Annotated in this window: 16 protein-coding genes; 11 read left to right on the forward strand and 5 right to left on the reverse strand. The window is 70.0% G+C overall.

What is annotated here, in order from left to right; all coding sequences use genetic code 11:
• Positions 1-181: 181 nt before the first annotated feature.
• The 3 genes from ASG87_RS14540 to ASG87_RS14550 all read right to left on the reverse strand — a co-directional run bounded on the left by ASG87_RS14540 (position 182) and on the right by ASG87_RS14550 (position 2,707).
• Positions 182-1,072 carry a carbon-nitrogen hydrolase gene (locus tag ASG87_RS14540; protein WP_056006668.1) on the reverse strand — a complete coding sequence of 297 codons (891 nt, stop codon included), beginning with the start codon at positions 1,070-1,072 and terminating at the stop codon, positions 182-184.
• A 98-nt stretch (positions 1,073-1,170) separates the two neighbouring features.
• Positions 1,171-2,211: an agmatine deiminase family protein gene (locus ASG87_RS14545; RefSeq protein ID WP_056006671.1), complete on the reverse strand. Its 1,041-nt coding sequence runs from the start codon at positions 2,209-2,211 to the stop codon at positions 1,171-1,173.
• Between the two features lie 148 nt (positions 2,212-2,359).
• Positions 2,360-2,707: a hypothetical protein gene (locus ASG87_RS14550; protein WP_056006674.1), complete on the reverse strand. Its 348-nt coding sequence runs from the start codon at positions 2,705-2,707 to the stop codon at positions 2,360-2,362.
• A gap of 144 nt (positions 2,708-2,851) precedes the next feature.
• Between ASG87_RS14550 and ASG87_RS14555 the strand changes: the two genes are divergently transcribed.
• The 5 genes from ASG87_RS14555 (at position 2,852) to asnB (ending at position 10,019) form a co-directional block, all read left to right on the forward strand.
• On the forward strand, positions 2,852-4,765 hold the full coding sequence (locus tag ASG87_RS14555; protein ID WP_056006677.1) for an ATP-binding cassette domain-containing protein: 1,914 nt from the start codon (positions 2,852-2,854) through the stop codon (positions 4,763-4,765).
• Entirely contained in the window at positions 4,762-5,685 is a 924-nt protein-coding gene (locus ASG87_RS14560; RefSeq protein ID WP_056006679.1) for a hypothetical protein, read from the forward strand. The genes ASG87_RS14555 and ASG87_RS14560 overlap by 4 nt, the downstream gene beginning before the upstream one ends.
• Positions 5,682-7,487, forward strand: coding sequence for a single-stranded-DNA-specific exonuclease RecJ (gene recJ, locus ASG87_RS14565; protein ID WP_056007319.1), 1,806 nt, complete (start codon positions 5,682-5,684; stop codon positions 7,485-7,487). Before ASG87_RS14560 ends, recJ begins: the two co-directional genes overlap by 4 nt.
• A 73-nt stretch (positions 7,488-7,560) precedes the next feature.
• Positions 7,561-7,947: an STAS/SEC14 domain-containing protein gene (locus ASG87_RS14570; protein WP_056006682.1), complete on the forward strand. Its 387-nt coding sequence runs from the start codon at positions 7,561-7,563 to the stop codon at positions 7,945-7,947.
• 389 nt (positions 7,948-8,336) lie between these two features.
• Positions 8,337-10,019: an asparagine synthase B gene (asnB, locus tag ASG87_RS14575; protein WP_056006685.1), complete on the forward strand. Its 1,683-nt coding sequence runs from the start codon at positions 8,337-8,339 to the stop codon at positions 10,017-10,019.
• A 15-nt stretch (positions 10,020-10,034) separates the two neighbouring features.
• Here asnB and ASG87_RS14580 read toward each other — a convergent pair whose 3' ends face one another.
• Positions 10,035-11,255 carry a retropepsin-like aspartic protease gene (locus ASG87_RS14580; RefSeq protein WP_082583007.1) on the reverse strand — a complete coding sequence of 407 codons (1,221 nt, stop codon included), beginning with the start codon at positions 11,253-11,255 and terminating at the stop codon, positions 10,035-10,037.
• Between the two features lie 141 nt (positions 11,256-11,396).
• Between ASG87_RS14580 and prfB the strand changes: the two genes are divergently transcribed.
• From prfB to lysS, 3 genes are all read left to right on the forward strand, one after another.
• Positions 11,397-12,522 (forward strand): peptide chain release factor 2 gene (prfB, locus tag ASG87_RS14585; RefSeq protein WP_157511109.1). Its coding sequence is split into 2 segments (ribosomal slippage): positions 11,397-11,471 and positions 11,473-12,522, totalling 1,125 coding nucleotides; the frame shifts between segments, so codons are not numbered across the junction.
• Positions 12,523-12,564: 42 nt separating this feature from the next.
• On the forward strand, positions 12,565-12,915 hold the full coding sequence (locus tag ASG87_RS14590) for a hypothetical protein (RefSeq protein WP_056006688.1): 351 nt from the start codon (positions 12,565-12,567) through the stop codon (positions 12,913-12,915).
• Positions 12,916-13,081: 166 nt separating this feature from the next.
• Positions 13,082-14,605 carry a lysine--tRNA ligase gene (lysS, locus tag ASG87_RS14595; protein ID WP_056006691.1) on the forward strand — a complete coding sequence of 508 codons (1,524 nt, stop codon included), beginning with the start codon at positions 13,082-13,084 and terminating at the stop codon, positions 14,603-14,605.
• Positions 14,606-14,681: 76 nt separating this feature from the next.
• Here the strand turns inward: lysS and ASG87_RS20255 are convergent, their stop codons facing one another.
• Positions 14,682-14,843 carry a hypothetical protein gene (locus ASG87_RS20255; protein WP_157511110.1) on the reverse strand — a complete coding sequence of 54 codons (162 nt, stop codon included), beginning with the start codon at positions 14,841-14,843 and terminating at the stop codon, positions 14,682-14,684.
• Positions 14,844-15,154: 311 nt separating this feature from the next.
• Here ASG87_RS20255 and ASG87_RS14600 point away from each other — a divergent pair, with 311 nt between their 5' ends.
• From ASG87_RS14600 to ASG87_RS14610, 3 genes are all read left to right on the forward strand, one after another.
• Entirely contained in the window at positions 15,155-15,403 is a 249-nt protein-coding gene (locus ASG87_RS14600; RefSeq protein WP_056006694.1) for a hypothetical protein, read from the forward strand.
• A 313-nt stretch (positions 15,404-15,716) separates the two neighbouring features.
• On the forward strand, positions 15,717-16,019 hold the full coding sequence (locus ASG87_RS14605; protein WP_056006696.1) for a YciI family protein: 303 nt from the start codon (positions 15,717-15,719) through the stop codon (positions 16,017-16,019).
• A gap of 17 nt (positions 16,020-16,036) precedes the next feature.
• Positions 16,037-16,288: a BolA family protein gene (locus ASG87_RS14610; protein ID WP_082583031.1), complete on the forward strand. Its 252-nt coding sequence runs from the start codon at positions 16,037-16,039 to the stop codon at positions 16,286-16,288.
• Positions 16,289-16,312: the final 24 nt, after the last annotated feature.

The raw sequence follows: 16,312 nt of genomic DNA on the forward strand, positions 1-16,312 counted from the left end.
AGCGAAAGCTTGGGTCCAGCGTCTTGGTACTTCGATGGTCTGTGGCCGAAGCCACTGGATCCCGGCTTTTGCCGGGATGACGAGTTCGAAGCGGTGGATGAGCCGGCTCGAAATAGCGGGATACCGGCTGAGAGCAAAGATGCTTCAAGGCACGCCGCGGCGAAACCCGGTGCGGCGAAGCTCAGTCCCGGTAACGCTTCAGCAGGTCGCCGTAGGCGTCGATGCGGCGGTCGCGCAGGAACGGCCAGATCCGCCGCACGTGCTCGCTGCGCGCCATGTCGATCTCGACGACCAGCAATTCGCGCGCATCGGTGCCGGCCTGGGCCAGGAATTCGCCCTGCGGGCCGGCCACGAAGCTGGTGCCCCAGAACCGGATGCCGCTGCCGACGTTCGACGGGTCGGCCTCGTAGCCGGTGCGGTTGCAGGACAGCAGGGGCAGGCCGTTGGCTACCGCGTGGCCGCGCTGCACGGTGACCCAGGCTTCGCGCTGGCGGTCCTTCTCGGCCTGTTCGTCGTTCGGGTCCCAGCCGATCGCGGTGGGGTAGAGCAGCAGCTCGGCGCCGGCCAGCGCCATCAGGCGCGCGGCTTCCGGATACCACTGGTCCCAGCACACCAGCACGCCAAGGCGGCCGACCGAGGTGTCGACCGGCTCGAAGCCGAGGTCGCCCGGCGTGAAGTAGAACTTCTCGTAGAACGCCGGATCGTCCGGGATGTGCATCTTGCGGTACTTGCCCGCGATGGCGGCGGAACGGTCGAACACCACCGCGGTGTTGTGGTACAGCCCGGTGGCGCGCTTCTCGAACAGCGAGGCGACCACCACCAGCTTCAGCTCCTCGGCCAGCTTGCCGATGCGCGCCGTGCCCGGGCCGGGGATCGTCTCGGCCTGGTCGAATTCGTCGACCGACTCGCGCTGGCAGAAGTACGGGCCGTTGTGCAGTTCCTGCAGCAGCACCAGTTCGGCGCCCGCGGCGGCGGCTTCGCGCAGGCCGGCCTCGATGGCGTCCAGGTTGGCGTCGCGGCTGCCGCGGTCGGTTTCCTGCAGCAGCGCGACCTTGAGGGTCTTTCGGGTCATGCCGGGTGTCCTGTGCGTCGTGGGCGGACGCTAGCGCAAGGGGAAGACGCGATTGTAGCGGACCCCAGGCGGACGGTCGCCCGCACGGGACGGCGCGTTCAGCCCACCAGGCCGGCCGGCAACTGCATGGTGATGCAGTGCAGGCTGCCGTTCTGCCAGATCAGCGGGCGGCAGGGCACCTGCACGATCTCGCGGCCCGGGTGTGCCGTGCCGATGATGCGCGCGGCCTCGTCGTCGGCCGGGTCGCCATAGGCCGGTACCAGCACCGCGCCATTGACGATCAGGTAGTTCGCGTAGGAGGCGGCGAGGCGGCGGCCTTCGTCGAGGATCGGCCGGGCCCACGGCAGCGGATACAGCCGGTAGGGACGACCGTCGGTAGTGCGCAGGGCGGCCAGTTCCTCGCCCATGCGCTGCAGCTCGCCATGGTGCGGGTCGGCAGCATCGTCGCAGGCCTGGTAGACGATGCGGTCGCCCGGCGCGAAGCGCGCCAGCGTGTCGATGTGCGCGTCGGTGTCGTCGCCTTCCAGGTAGCCGTGGTCCAGCCACAGGATGCGGCCGGCGTGCAGGCTGTCGCGCAGGATCGTGCTCATCTCCTCGCGCGACTGCTCGGGATGGCGCTGCGCCAGGCAGCGCCAGGTGGTGAGCACGGTGCCCGCGCCGTCGCTTTCGATGCCGCCGCCCTCCAGCGCCCAGTCGATGCGCTGGTGCGCGGCCTGGCCGAACACGCCGGCCGCGGTGAGGCCGGCCACCAGGGCGTCGTCCTGCTCGGCGCCGAACTTGCCGCCCCAGCCGGTGAAGCGGAAGTCGGTGAGCTGGAAGCCGGCGCTGTCGGCTGCCTTCAGCGTGACCGGGCCGGAATCGCGCAGCCAGGTGTCGTCGTAGGGCAGTTCGACGAAGCGCACGCGATCGAGCGCCACCTGCGCCCCGCGCAGCGCCTGCTCGGCATGCGCGCGCACGCCGGCATCGGCCGCCACGACGATCAGCGGCTGGAAGCGGGTCGCCGCCGCGGCCAGCGCGACATAGGTGGTTTCCACTTCGGCCAGCCGCTCGGCCCAGTCGGTGCCGGCATGCGGCCAGGCGATCAGCACGGCGGACTGGGGCTCCCATTCCGCCGGCAGGCGCAGGGTGGGGTGGGTCATGGCGGTCACTCGGGCGGCGGAACACGGATGCGCCTGGCAGCGGGCCGGGCGCGCGGGGCGCAGAGTGTACGACGAGAGGCGGCCCGGCCGCGCGCATACGAAAACACGGCCCGCGTCGCCGCGGGCCGTGCTATGGAATGGCCGGACTTCAGTTGACCGCTGCCGGATTGGTGTTGTTGCCGGCCGGCGTGTTGAGCACGGCGTGGATCACGTGGCTGCGCTCGAAGTAGACGATGAACCGCGAATAGTCCCAGCGGTTGATCACCGGATGCTTCTTGCTGTCGCCGCCGCGCGGCGACAGCTTGCGCTGCGGCGCGCCGTACCTGCTTTCCACCTGCGCCATGCTCATGCCGCGGGCGGGCAGGTTCATGCCCCGCTCCTCCTGCACGCGATGGATCAGCAGGTTGTCGCCCGCAAACGCGGCGGGCGCCGCGGACAGTCCGAAGCCGAAGGCCGCCAGGGCGATCAATGGCAGGTTGAAGCGGTGCTTGTACATGGTCCCCTCTCCGCACAAGGCGTTGCGGCGTCGTTGTAGCAGAACTGCCGGGGGCGTGCCATGGCGACCTGCGGCGACTGCGATGGGGTGGGCATTCCGGTTGGCCGTTATGATGTGCGGCTTGCCCGTTGACGAAGCTTACCGATGATCGCGTTCCGCCATTTCGCCCTGCGCCGCGGCAGCCGCCTGCTGCTATCCGACATCGACCTGGTGATCCAGAGCGGCTGGCGGCTGGGCGTGATCGGCCGCAACGGCTGCGGCAAGTCCAGCCTGTTCGCCGCCTTGCAGGGCGAGCTGGAGAGCGACGCCGGCGAGCTGGACATGCCGGGCAAGCTGCGGCTGGCCTCGGTGGCGCAGGAAACCCCGGCGCTGCCGGATGCCGCGATCGATTACGTGCTGGGCGGCGACGAGGAACTGGCCGCCGCGATGCGCGACGAGGCCGAGGCCGGCGAGCGCGGCGACATGGAGGCGATGGCCCGCGCGCACCACCGCATCGAGGAACTGAACGGCTACGACGGCCGCGCCCGCGCCGGCCGCCTGCTGCACGGCCTGGGCTTCCCGCCGGAGACGCACGAGCGCGCGGTGAAGGAATTCTCCGGCGGCTGGCGCGGCCGCCTGAACCTGGCGCGCGCGCTGATGTGCCCGTCCGACCTGCTGCTGCTCGACGAGCCGACCAACCACCTCGACCTCGACGCCGTGCTGTGGCTGGAGGAATGGCTGCGCCGCTACCAGGGCACCTTGCTGATCATCTCGCACGACCGCGAGTTCCTGGACGGCGTGATCACCCACACGCTGCACCTCAACGAAGGCAAGGCGAAGCTGTATACCGGCAACTACAGCGCGTTCGAGCGCCTGCGCGCCGAGCAACTGCGCCAGCAGCAGATCTCGCACGAGCGCGAGCAGGCCGAGCGGGCGCACCTGCAGTCCTTCATCGACCGCTTCAAGGCCAAGGCCAGCAAGGCCAAGCAGGCGCAGTCGCGCATGAAGCGGCTTGAGAAGTTGTCAGGCACCGAGGCGGTGCGCGCCGAGCGGCCCTTCAGTTTCGAGTTCGCCGCGCCCGGCCGCCTGCCGGACTCGATGCTGCAACTGGAGGACATCGTGGCCGGCTACGTGGCCGATCCGTCCGCCGGCACGGGCGACGCGGTGCATATCGTGCTGTCCGGCGTGCGCTTCTCCATCGAGGCGGGCGAGCGCATCGGCCTGCTCGGCCCCAACGGCGCCGGCAAATCCACCCTGGTGAAGACCCTGGTCGGCGAGCTGGAGCCCTTCGGCGGCGAGCGCAAGGTGCACAAGGACCTGAAGATCGGCTACTTCGCCCAGCACACGGTGGAGAGCCTGCGCGAAGGCGCCAGCCCGCTCGACCACCTGATGGACAAGGCGCCGGGCGTGGCCACCCAGGCGATGCGCGACTTCCTCGGTACCTGGAATTTCGCCGGCGACCGCGCGTTCGAATCGGTGGACGGCTTCTCCGGCGGCGAGCGCGCGCGTCTCGCGCTGGCGCTGATCGCCTGGGACAAGCCCAACCTGCTGCTGCTCGACGAGCCCACCAACCACCTGGACCTCGACATGCGCGAGGCGCTGGCCGACGCGCTGGCCGGCTTCGACGGCGCGCTGGTGCTGGTCTCGCACGACCGCCACCTGCTCGGCATGGTCTGCGACAGCTTCTGGCGCGTCGCCGACGGCGTGGTGGAACCCTTCGACGGCGACCTGGACGACTACGCGCGCTGGCTGAAGACGCGCACCGCGGCCGGCAAGAAATCCGGCAAGGCCGAGGCCAGGCCGGCCGCGCCCGTTGCGGCGGAGGAGCGCCGGCGCGACGCGGCCGCACAGCGCGAGCAGGAGAAGAGCTCGCGCCAGCGGGTGAAGAAGATCGAGACGCGGATGGCCGCCATCGACGCCGAGCTGGGCATGCTGGAGGCCCGGTTGGCCGACCCGGCGGTCTACGGCGGCGCCACCGCCGAACTGATGAAGCTCGGCCAGCGCCAGGGCGAACTGCGCCAGGAAAAGGCGGCGCTCGAAGGCGAGTGGCTGGAGCTGTACGAGCAGCTCGACGCATGAGCGCACCCCTGCCGCGCCCGCTGGAACTGTGGCTGCCGGACCTGGCGCGGTTCGAGCCGGGGCATCCGTTGCGGCGCCTGCTGGCGCGCGCCGACGTGCTGGGGGAGGGACCGCGCGGCTACCTCGCCGGCCTGGACGGCTATTTCCAATGCGACGTCCATCCGCTGCCCGCCGCGGCATTGACCCGCGAGCGCGTCGCCGGCGACGCGGCCGACGCGACCTGGCTCAGCGCCGACCCGGCCTGGGTGCAGCCCGACCTCAACGGCGTACGCCTGCTCGCCTGCGGCCGGTTGCAGCTCGATGCCGAAGAGGCGCAGGCGCTGGCGAAGCCGTTGCGGCCGCTGTTCGGCGACGCCGGCATGCTGCTCGAACTGTCCACGCCCGACCGCTGGCACCTGCGCCTGCCGCCGGGCAGCCCGCTGCCGGTCTTCGCTTCGCCGGAACAGGCGCTGGGCGAGGATCTGCTGCAACACCTGCCGCAGGGCGCCGACGGGCGTCGCTGGCGGATCCTGCTCAACGAGGTGCAGGTGCTGCTGCACCGGCATCCGGTGAACGAGGAACGCCGCGCGCGTGGCCTGCCGCCGGTCAACAGCCTGTGGCTATGGGGCAGCGGGCGGCTGCCGGCGCGGGTGCGCAGCGGGCTGGGCGGCGTGATCGGCGACGATCCGCTGCTGCTCGCGCTTGCCGCACAGGCGAAGTGCCTGCAACTGCCCGCGACGCCGGAACTCGTGGCGGCGGCCAGGCCGGGCTGGCTGGTCGACCTGCAGGACGCCTCGGCGGACGACCTCGCCACGGCATGGTGGCCGCCGCTCGAACGCCTGGCGCGGCGGCAGGCGCTGCGCCTGAGCTTCGCCAGCGGCGAACGCCGGGAATGGCGGCCGTGGCATCGCTGGCGCTTCTGGCGCGGGGGCCGGGCATGAGCGCGCTGCAATTGCGGCGCCGCGCCGTGCAGGGCGAGCCGGCCGGTTGGGGCGACGCGGTGCACCCGGTGCTGCAGCGGATCTACGCCGCGCGCGGCGTGCTGCGACCGGCGCAGGTGGAGCACCGCCTGCAGCACCTGTTGTCGCCGCAGGCACTGGGCGGCATGGCGGCGGCGGTCGAGCTGCTGGCCGAGGCGATCCGCGGGCATTGGTCGATCGTGATCGCCGGCGACTACGACTGCGACGGCGCCACCGGCACCGCGGTCGCCGTGCGCGGCCTGCGCATGCTCGGCGCGACGCGGGTGGACTACGCGATACCGAACCGCTTCGTCCACGGCTACGGCCTCAGCGCCGCCCTGGTCGAGTCGCTGCAGCCGGCACCGCAGCTCATCGTCACCGTCGACAACGGCGTCGCCAGCGTGGCCGGGGTCGCCGCCGCCAAGGCGCGCGGCTGCCGGGTGATCGTCACCGACCACCACCTGCCGGGCGAGCGGCTGCCGGCGGCCGATGCGATGGTCAACCCGAACCTTGCCGGCGACGGCTTTCCCAGCAAGGCGCTGGCCGGCGTCGGGGTGATGTTCTACCTGTTGCTGGCGCTGCGCGCGCGGCTGTATCCCGCCGATCCTCCTAATTCTGCGAGCGAGGCCGATTCTGCGAGCCGGGAAGCGTCTTTCCATAGTTCGGCCGATCGAAAGGGCGCCCGCCCCAATCTTTCCAGCCTGCTCGACCTCGTCGCGCTGGGCACGGTGGCCGACCTGGTGCCGCTGGATTTCAACAACCGCGTGCTGGTCGAGGCGGGGCTCAAGCGCATCCGCAGCGGGCGCGGCTGCGCCGGCATCGCGGCCCTGGTCGAGGCCGGCAGGCGCAGCCTGTCCACGCTCGGCGCCAGCGACCTGGGCTACGCGGTCGGCCCGCGCCTGAACGCGGCCGGCCGGCTGGAGGACATGCGCCTGGGCGTGGAATGCCTGCTCACCGACGACCCGGTGCAGGCCCGCCGCCACGCCGAGCAGCTCAGCGCGATCAACCAGGAACGCCGCGACCTGCAGGCCGCGATGGTGGCCGAGGCCGAGGCGATGGTCGACCGTGCGCTGTCCACCGACGCGGTCGGCGTGGCGCTGTTCGAGCCCTCGTGGCATGCCGGCGTGGTCGGGCTGGTCGCCTCCAAGCTGAAGGAGCGCCTGCACCGGCCGGTGATCGCGTTCGCCCCGGCCGGCGCGGACGAGGGGGGCGCGCTGCCGCTGTTCGACCAGGGCAGCGAGGCCGAATTGCGCGGGTCCGCGCGCTCGATCGCCGGGTTCCACATCCGCGATGCGCTGGCCCTGATCGATGCGCGCCATCCCGGCCTGATCGGGCGCTTCGGCGGCCATGCGATGGCCGCCGGGCTGAGCCTCAAGGCGTGCGACTACGACCGCTTCGCCGCGGCGTTCGACGCGGTGGCGCGCGAATGGCTGGACGAGGAGCACCTGCAGGCCGCGCTCTACACCGACGGCGAGCTGCCGCCGGGCGCGGCCACGCTGGCGCTGGCACTGCAATTGCGCGACGCCGGCCCGTGGGGGCAGGGCTTTCCCGAGCCGCTGTTCGACAACCTGTTCGACTGCGTCGGCTGGCGCCCGATGGGCGAGCGGCACTGGCGGCTCAGCCTGCGCGATCCGCGCGACGGCGGCCTCTACGACGCGGTGATGTTCAACGTCGCCGCCGCCGCGCCGCCCTCCCGGCTGCGCGCCGCCTACGAACTGGTGGTGAACGACTGGCAGGGCCGCGAAAGCCCGCGCCTGCTGCTTCGTCACGTCGAACCGGCCTGATCTTCACGTTCTCCCGCTTGCGTCCGCATGCCATTGGCGCTTGGATGGGACCATCACGGCGAGGGAGACGATCATGATCGAGCAGATCGACGGCCTGCCGGCCGGTACGCTGGGCTTCGTCGCGCACGACCAGGTGACCGCGGCGGACTACGAGAACGTCATGGTGCCGGACATCGAGGCGGCCTTCGCGCTCAAGCGCAAGCTGCGTCTGCTGTACTGCATCGCCGAGGACTTCACCGGCTTCGATGCCGGCGCGATGTGGGACGACGCCAAGCTCGGCTTCCGCCATTTCACCGGCTGGGAGCGCATCGCGCTGGTGACCGACGTCGGCTGGATCCGCACCATGTGCAAGGCGATGGGCTTCGCCATCCCGGCCGAGTTCCGGCTGTTCGGCCTGGCCGAACGCGAGGCGGCCAGGCAATGGATCACCGAGCCGCCGACGGTCGTCCATACGGAATGAATGATGGCCGGCGGATGAGGGCGCGGCGTGGCGTTTGGGCGTCCGGACGCCCGTACGAAAAATCCGCTTGCGCGCGGCCGGGCGATCTGTTCTAGTCGTGTCCATGACTTTCCCCGCCACCCGCCTCCAGACCCTCGACGCGCCTTGCGCGCGCGGCGTCGTGCCGGCCGGCGGCGACTCCAGCCGCTTCAATAACAATCGCGCGAACAATAACGCCAACCGCTGGTGGGCCGACGCGTAGCTGTACGTTTCACGAGACAGAGACACGCGAAAAGGCCCGCCCCGTGCGGGCCTTTTCGTTTTCTGCGCGCGCACCGCCCGCGCAAGGCAAGCCGGCCATCCGTGGCCGGATTTTCAACCAAGCCGGAACAACGAAAAGGGCCATAGCCATGTGTTCGATTTTTGGAATGTTCGACCTGCAGCCGGGCGACGACCTGACGGCCCTGCGCCGGCAGGCGCTGGAACTGTCGCAGCGCCAGCGCCACCGCGGGCCGGACTGGAGCGGGGTGTTCGTCGATGCTGGGGTGATCCTGGTGCACGAGCGCCTGGCCATCGTCGACCCGGCCAGCGGCGCGCAGCCGCTGCGCTCGCGCGACGACGCGCTGGCGCTGGCGGTGAACGGCGAGATCTACAACCACCGCGAACTGCGCGCGGCCAGCGGCTACGACTTCACCACCGGCTCGGACTGCGAGGTGATCAACGCCTTGTACCGCGAACACGGCGCGGCGGCGTTCCTGGAGCACGGCCTGCCGCGACTGAACGGCATCTTCGCCTTCGCACTGTGGGACGGCGCGGCGCGGCGCTACCTGATCGCGCGCGACCCCATCGGCGTGTGCCCGCTGTACTGGGGCCACGACGTGCAAGGGCGGTTGTGCGTGGCCTCGGAGATGAAGGCGCTGGCCGGCGTCTGCGCCGACGTGGCGGCGTTCCCTCCCGGCCACGTGTACGACAGCGCCAGCGGCGAGTTGCGCAGCTACTACGCCAGGCCGTGGCGCGACTACGCGGCGACGAAAGGCCGTGCCCCCGCCGCGGGCGAGTTGCGCCGGGCGTTCGAGCAGGCCGTGCACCGCCAGTTGATGACCGACGTGCCCTACGGCGTATTGCTGTCCGGCGGGCTGGATTCCTCGCTGGTCGCCGCCTGCGCCGCGAAGTTCGCGCGCGAGCGCATCGAGGACAACGACCGCAGCGAGGCCTGGTGGCCGCGCCTGCATTCCTTCGCGATCGGGCTGGAGGGATCGCCCGACCTGGCCGCCGCCCAGGTCGCCGCCGACGCGCTGGGCACCGTGCACCACGGCTTCGTCTACACCTTCTGGGAAGGACTGGACGCGCTGCCGGAGGTGATCCGCCACATCGAGACCTACGACGTCACCACCATCCGCGCCGCCACGCCGATGTTCCTGCTGGCGCGGCGGATCAAGGCGATGGGGGTGAAGATGGTGCTGTCCGGCGAGGGCTCGGATGAGCTCTTTGGCGGCTACCTGTACTTCCACAAGGCGCCGTCGGCGGAAGCCTTCCACGAGGAGACCGTGCGCAAGCTCGACGCGCTGCACAGCTACGACTGCCTGCGCGCGAACAAGGCGATGATGGCCTGGGGCGTGGAAGCGCGCGTGCCGTTCCTCGACCTGGAATTCGTCGACGTGGCGATGGGCCTGGACGCCGCGCACAAGATGGCCGGCCACGGCCGCATCGAGAAGCACGTGCTGCGCGAGGCGTTCGAGGGCGCGCTGCCGAAGGAGATCCTGTGGCGCCAGAAGGAGCAGTTCAGCGACGGCGTGGGCTATGGCTGGATCGACGGGCTGAAGGCGCATGCCGAACAGGCGGTGAGCGACCGCGAATTCGCCGCGGCCGCCGCGCGCTACCCGTTCAACACGCCGGCGACCAAGGAGGCGTACTTCTACCGCCGGATTTTCGAGCAGCACTTTCCGGGCGAGGCCTGCGCCGCCACCGTGCCGGGAGGCAAGTCGATCGCCTGCTCCTCGCCCGCGGCGTTGGCGTGGGACCCGGCCTTCGCCGGCATGGCCGACCCTTCCGGGCGCGCCGTGCGCGGTGTCCACGCGCAGGCGCTGGCCTGATCGGTGCCGGACCGGTCAGCGCAGGTTGGCGTGCAGCAACTGGCAACTGTGGCGGCCGGGGAAGTCGAAATAGAAGTCCATGTCGCCCAGCGCGCCGCTGCCCAGCACGTAGTGCCAGGGCAGGGCGGCGTCCTTGAAGACGCCGAAGGTCATCTCGATCGGCTGGCCGGAGATCTCCACGCGCGCGGTGGCCTGGCCGACGCGGGCCGCATGCAGGCGCGGCCCGATGTCGTGCAGGCGCACCCGGTGGGCGTAGGTGGAGACCAGTTCCTGCATCGCCGGCCCGTCTGCGCTGAGGTAGAACGCGCTGCCGCTGTCGATCAGCACAGTGCGCAGCGTGCCGTCGATGGACAGCGCCACGGTGGCGCGGATCGAATTGCCCCACAGGTCGCTGGCGATCAGCAGCGGCTGTTCGCAGGCCGGGCGGTTCGACGGGGTACGGTAGACGGTGATCGCGTCCTGTGCGATGCGGAACGCGCCCAGCGTCTTCAGCACGTCCAGCCCGATCAAGCGGGATCGGGAGGTTCCGACCCATACTGGCACGTGATGCAGGGTGACCGGGCCGATGGCGAGGCGGTCGAGCATGCCGGCCTCGAGGTCCACATCGCGCGACAGGAAGCCGTTGGTGCGCCTGTCGCGGCCCAGCATGCGCACGCCCAGGCGCCTGGCGGTGGTGGCGTCGAGCACGATGTCGCTGGCGCCGGTGTCCACCACCAGCCGCGCTTTTGCGCCATTGGCGGCCACTTCCAGGGCGCCGCGGTTGTCGCCCGGCGCGTGCTCCAGCGGCAGGACTTCATCCTGCCCCGGCAGTTCCACGGTGAAGGCCGCTTCGCCGGTACGGGACTTGACGTAGTCGCGCAGGCGGTCGAGTTCCGGCTTCGGCATGCTTCCCGCGAAACGTTCGACAATGGCGGTTTCGGCCGCGTCGGCCACCGCACGGCCTTCGCGCAGGCGCAGGTTGCCGTTGTCGAACAGGGCGCAGAAGTACGCGTAGCCCGGCTGGCTGGCGGACAGGGAGCGCTCGCAGGTCTGTGCGATTTCGCTGGAGCGGTCGAGGTTGTAGTGGATGCGTTCCAGCCCTATCGCGGCAAGCGCGCGGGCCGCGTCATCCGGCGGGTGCCGGTACAGTTCGGCGAGCGCCGGGACGTCGGCGGTGGCGACCGCCCGTCGCACGGTCTGGACGAGCGGCGCTTCGTCGGGTGCGGCGGCCGCGGCCAGTCCCGCGGCCGACAGCATCCATCCGCCGCATAGCCATCTGGCGATCGATCGCATCTTCAGCCCCCGGTCCGGTTTGCGGCGAGTATAGCCGCCAGGCCATCCAGGCCGGCTGGAGGCTCTGCTACCATGGGCGGCCGAATTTCCCGCACCGGTTCAACCATGATCGAGACCAATCCGATCCTCGCGCAGATCGCGGACCTCACGGCCCGCGTCGAGTCGCTTAGGGGGTATCTTTGACTACGCCACCAAGCGCGAGCGCCTGGAGGAAGTAAGCCGCGAGCTGGAAAGCCCCACCGTGTGGGACGATCCGCCGCGCGCGCAGGAGCTGGGCCGCGAGCGCGCCCGCCTGGACACCGTGGTCACCGGCATCGACGAGCTGACCGCCGGCCTGTCCGACGCGAAGGAACTGCTCGACATGGCCGCCGCCGACGGCGACGAGGACACCGTCAACTCGGTCGCCGGCGACGTGGAAAAGCTCGAGGCCCGCGTGGGCAAGCTCGAGTTCCAGCGCATGTTCTCCGGCAAGATGGACGCGACGAACGCCTTCGTCGACATCCAGGCCGGCGCCGGCGGCACCGAGGCGCAGGACTGGGCCGAGATGCTGCTGCGCATGTACCTGCGCTGGGCCGAGTCGCGCGGCTGGAAGGTCGAGTTGATGGAAGTCTCCGGCGGCGACGTGGCCGGCATCAAGTCCGCCACTTTCCGCGTCGAGGGCGACTACGCCTACGGCTGGCTGAAGACCGAGATCGGCGTGCACCGGCTGGTGCGCAAGAGCCCGTTCGATTCGGACAACCGCCGCCACACCAGCTTCACCTCGGTGTTCGTGTCGCCGGAAGTCGACGACGACATCGACATCGAGATCAACCCGGCCGACCTCAAGACCGACGTCTACCGCTCGTCCGGCGCCGGCGGCCAGCACGTCAACAAGACCGAGTCGGCGGTGCGCATCACCCACATCCCGACCAACACCGTGGTGGCCTGCCAGACCGAGCGCAGCCAGCACGCCAACCGCGACCGCGCGATGAAGATGCTGGCGGCCAAGCTGTACGAGTTGGAGATGCAGAAGCGCAACGCCGAGAAGGACGCGCTGGAAGCCACCAAGTCCGACATCGGCTGGGGCAGCCAGATCCGCAACTACGTGCTCGACCAGAGCCGCATCAAGGACTTGCGCACCGGCGTCGAACGCACCGATACGCAGAAGGTGCTGGACGGCGACCTGGACGAGTTCATCGAGGCGAGCCTGAAATCCGGCCTGGATGCCGGCGCCAAGCGCGTCGATGCCTGACAAGGGCCGGCGTTCCGTTCCCACCCTGACGAGGTAGCCAGCATGAGTGCCAGAAAGGTCTGCAGCATCCTGCTTGCCAGCGCCGCGCTGGCGGCATCCGCCGCGGCCGCGCAGGAGAGCGCCGGCCAGGAGATCAAGCAAGGCACGAAGGACGTCGGCCACGGCGTCGCCGACGGTGCCCGTGCGGTGGGCCACGCCACCCGCGACGTGGCGAAGAAGGTCGGCCACGGCGCCAAGGATGCCGGCACCGGCATTGGCCACGGTGCGAAGAAGGCCGGTATCGCCGTCGGCCATGGCGCGAGGGATGCCGGCATCGCCATCGGCCACGGTGCGAAGGAAGGCTGGGAAGCGACAAGGGACGCGACCAGGAAAGTGTTCGGCAAGGGCAATTGACCGCCCTTTGGCCCGTTCGCGCCGGGCATGGCTTGCGAAAGCAGGCGGAGTCGAAGCGCCCTGCGACGGCCCTTCGACTTCGGCCCTGGGGGCCTACGCTCAGGGCGAACGGGTTTACTTTAGACATGCAGCCACCGGCACAAGCGCCGGCCACCACGGAAGCCCCATGAGCGAGACCACCGAGACCCAGCCTGCCGTTGACGAGAACAAGCTGATTGCCGAGCGCCGCGAGAAACTCACGGCGCTGCGCGGGCAGGGCATCGCGTTTCCCAACGACTTCAAGGTGGACAGCTTTGCCGGCGACCTGCAAAGCGAGTTCGACGACAGGGAAGCGCATACCGCCGAGGCCATCGAGGCCGCCGCGCGCCGCGTGAAGATCGCCGGCCGCATCGTGCTCAAGCGCGTGCAGGGCAAGGTCAGCTTCGCCCAGTTGCAGGACATGAGCGGCCGCATCCAATTGTTCATCCACCAGGGCACGGTGGGCGAGGCGGCCTACGAGGCGTTCAAGGGCTGGGACATGGGCGACATCGTGGGCGCCGAGGGCGTGCTGATGCGCACCAAGACCGGCGAGCTGTCGGTGAAGGTGGACGTGCTGCGCCTGCTCACCAAGAGCCTGCGCCCGCTGCCCGACAAGCACCACGGCATGGCCGACGTGGAGCAGCGCTACCGCCAGCGCTACGTCGACCTGATCGTGACCCAGGAAGCGCGCGACACCTTCCAGAAGCGCTCGCGCATCATCGGCTTCATGCGCAAGTGGCTGGAGGCCGAGCCGCGCCGCTTCATGGAAGTGGAGACGCCGATGATGCACGTCATCCCCGGCGGCGCCACGGCCAAGCCGTTCGTCACCCACCACAACGCGTTGGACATGGACCTCTACCTGCGCGTGGCGCCGGAGCTTTACCTGAAGCGCCTGGTGGTGGGCGGCTTCGACCGCGTCTACGAGATCAACCGCAATTTCCGCAACGAGGGCGTGTCCACCCGGCACAACCCCGAGTTCACCATGCTGGAGCTGTACCAGGCCTACGCCACCTACGACGAGATCATGGACCTCACCGAGAACGTGATCCGCGAGACGGCGAAGCAGGTTATCGGCACCACCGAGCTGACCTGGGAAGGCGCCAGGATCGATGTGGGTCCGGCCTTCCGCCGCTGGACGATGGAAGACGCCGTGCTGGAGCACAACCCGCAGATCGGGCGTGGGGAACTGCGCGACCGCGAAGCAATGGCCGCGCATGCGAAGCGCCTCGGCGTGCAGGTCAAGGACGGCTACGGCTGGGGCAAGCTGCTCCTGGAAATCTTCGAGAAGACGGTCGAGCACACCCTGGTCCAGCCCACCTTCATCACCCAGCATCCGGTGGAGGTGTCGCCGCTGGCGCGCGAGAACGATGCCGACAAGGGCATCACCGACCGCTTCGAGCTGTTCGTCAACGGCAAGGAGCTTGCCAACGGCTTCTCCGAATTGAACGACCCGGAGGACCAGGCCGCGCGCTTCCAGGCCCAGGTCGCCGCCAAGGACGCCGGCGACGACGAGGCCATGCACTTCGATGCCGACTACATCCGCGCGCTGGAAGTGGGCCTGCCGCCCACCGGCGGCCTCGGCATCGGCATCGACCGGCTGGTGATGCTGCTCACCGACTCGGCCTCGATCCGCGACGTGCTGCTGTTCCCATACATGCGGCCGGAAGCCTGACGCTTCCGCGCCATGGGGTGACATGGCGCAGGGCGATACGACGCGAAGGCCCGCCGGATGGCGGGCCTTCGCCGTTTCAGGCGGTCGCCGGCAGCGCGGACAGGTGCCGGATGCGCCGGCGCAGCAGCACCATCTGCAGCACCGTCGCACCGCTGGAAACCAGCCAGTACGGGCCCAGCAGGCCGGCCACCATGTGCCACACCATGAAGAATGTGGACAACACCGGCAGCCGCTGCATCGCCGCGCGCCTGCTCCGGCAGCATCGGGTTCAGCATCGCCGCGGCCAGGCTCAGGGCCGTCACCTGCAGGGCCAGCGCGAGATCCGGGTGCGCCAGCCTGGGCCGCCAGGTCCTTGGCATGCCGCTGGCGCAGCGATTCCCCCGCCGAGTGTATTGCCGATCCCGTCGACGTAAATTGCGCAGCATGGGTTTCAAGCCGGCGCCGCCATGTCTTATGGCACTGTCCGGAATGGCGCCGCCCGGCGCGACGCGGCTTCCGCGTTCCAGGATCACGAAAATGAACGTTCCTTAGATTGTGTCGGGTGCGTGAATGCGCCACGATGTGATCGCGGTCACGCAGGGGTGGCCGGGAGCGATCGACATGGTGATGCTTTTGGCGGGTACCGTGATGGGTACCGGGCTGATCGCAGGGATGCTTCTGAACCTCTTGGAAAACCACAACAGCCGGCGCCGCAAGCCGCCGCTGCCGGCACCGCCGCCGCGCGAACTGGTGTCCTGGAGTTCGTCGGCACGGACGCGGCGCGAAGACGAACTGGCGCGCCGGCAGCTGATGTCCTGATGCCCGTTGCCTGATGCGACCGTTCCATGCCGGCAACGGCATGGGAGCGGCTCGTCGGCCCGCATGCCACCGGACCGCAGCCGTTGGCATGGCACGAAACCCGCAGTGTTCGCACGCTGGAGCTGGCAGGCAAGCAACCCCGGCGACTTGGCGCCGCGTCATCGGAGGACGACGACCCGTCCGGCAGTCTTTGCCGGCGCCGGCAGCGCCATGCCCATGACCGCTCCGCGCCATGGCGGCAATTCGGGCCGCGAGGCGCCAGTCCGGCGGCGCCGTCGGCTAAAATCGCCGTTTCACTGCACGGAGTTGGACCATGTGGTTTGCGATCATCGCCGAGGACCGTCCCGGCACGCTGGACCAGCGCCTCGCCGCGCGTGGGGCGCACCTGGACCGGCTGAACCGGCTGCAGGACGAGGGGCGCATGCTGCTGGCCGGCCCGTTTCCGGCGATCGAATCGGAGAACCCGGGCCCGGCCGGCTTCACCGGCAGCCTGATCATCGCCGAGTTCGCCACTCAGGCCGAGGCCGAAAGCTGGGCCAAGGCCGATCCGTACGTCGCGGCCGGCGTATACGCCCAGGTCAGCGTCAAGCCGTTCCGCAAGACGCTGCCGGCATGACCGCAACGGCGGCGCCCATGGCCGAGCAGATCCGCCAGCGCCTCGCCGGCGCGCTGGCGCCGAGCGAGCTGGAGGTGCTGGACGAAGGCCACAAGCACGCCGGCCACGCCAATGCCGGCAAGGGCCACTTCCACGTACGCATCGTCAGCGCGGCCTTCGCCGGCGTGTCGCCGCTGAAACGGCACCGGATGGTGTACGAGGCCCTGCAGGGCCTGATGGACAACGGCATCCACGCGCTGTCCATCGACGCCGGCGTCCCGCGCGGCTGAACCACGGGCCCGGGGTACGGCCCG

The sequence above is a fragment of the Frateuria sp. Soil773 genome (assembly GCF_001428405.1).
Classification (GTDB): Bacteria; Pseudomonadota; Gammaproteobacteria; order Xanthomonadales; family Rhodanobacteraceae; genus LMSL01.

Coding starts and splice junctions, on each gene's coding strand:
- ASG87_RS14540 (WP_056006668.1), bottom strand. CDS start 1,072: ATGACCCGAAAGACCCTCAAGGTCGCGCTGCTGCAGGAAACCGACCGC.
- ASG87_RS14545 (WP_056006671.1), bottom strand. CDS start 2,211: ATGACCCACCCCACCCTGCGCCTGCCGGCGGAATGGGAGCCCCAGTCC.
- ASG87_RS14550 (WP_056006674.1), bottom strand. CDS start 2,707: ATGTACAAGCACCGCTTCAACCTGCCATTGATCGCCCTGGCGGCCTTC.
- ASG87_RS14555 (WP_056006677.1), top strand. CDS start 2,852: ATGATCGCGTTCCGCCATTTCGCCCTGCGCCGCGGCAGCCGCCTGCTG.
- ASG87_RS14560 (WP_056006679.1), top strand. CDS start 4,762: ATGAGCGCACCCCTGCCGCGCCCGCTGGAACTGTGGCTGCCGGACCTG.
- recJ (WP_056007319.1), top strand. CDS start 5,682: ATGAGCGCGCTGCAATTGCGGCGCCGCGCCGTGCAGGGCGAGCCGGCC.
- ASG87_RS14570 (WP_056006682.1), top strand. CDS start 7,561: ATGATCGAGCAGATCGACGGCCTGCCGGCCGGTACGCTGGGCTTCGTC.
- asnB (WP_056006685.1), top strand. CDS start 8,337: ATGTGTTCGATTTTTGGAATGTTCGACCTGCAGCCGGGCGACGACCTG.
- ASG87_RS14580 (WP_082583007.1), bottom strand. CDS start 11,255: ATGCTGTCGGCCGCGGGACTGGCCGCGGCCGCCGCACCCGACGAAGCG.
- ASG87_RS14590 (WP_056006688.1), top strand. CDS start 12,565: ATGAGTGCCAGAAAGGTCTGCAGCATCCTGCTTGCCAGCGCCGCGCTG.
- lysS (WP_056006691.1), top strand. CDS start 13,082: ATGAGCGAGACCACCGAGACCCAGCCTGCCGTTGACGAGAACAAGCTG.
- ASG87_RS20255 (WP_157511110.1), bottom strand. CDS start 14,843: ATGCAGCGGCTGCCGGTGTTGTCCACATTCTTCATGGTGTGGCACATG.
- ASG87_RS14600 (WP_056006694.1), top strand. CDS start 15,155: ATGCGCCACGATGTGATCGCGGTCACGCAGGGGTGGCCGGGAGCGATC.
- ASG87_RS14605 (WP_056006696.1), top strand. CDS start 15,717: ATGTGGTTTGCGATCATCGCCGAGGACCGTCCCGGCACGCTGGACCAG.
- ASG87_RS14610 (WP_082583031.1), top strand. CDS start 16,037: ATGGCCGAGCAGATCCGCCAGCGCCTCGCCGGCGCGCTGGCGCCGAGC.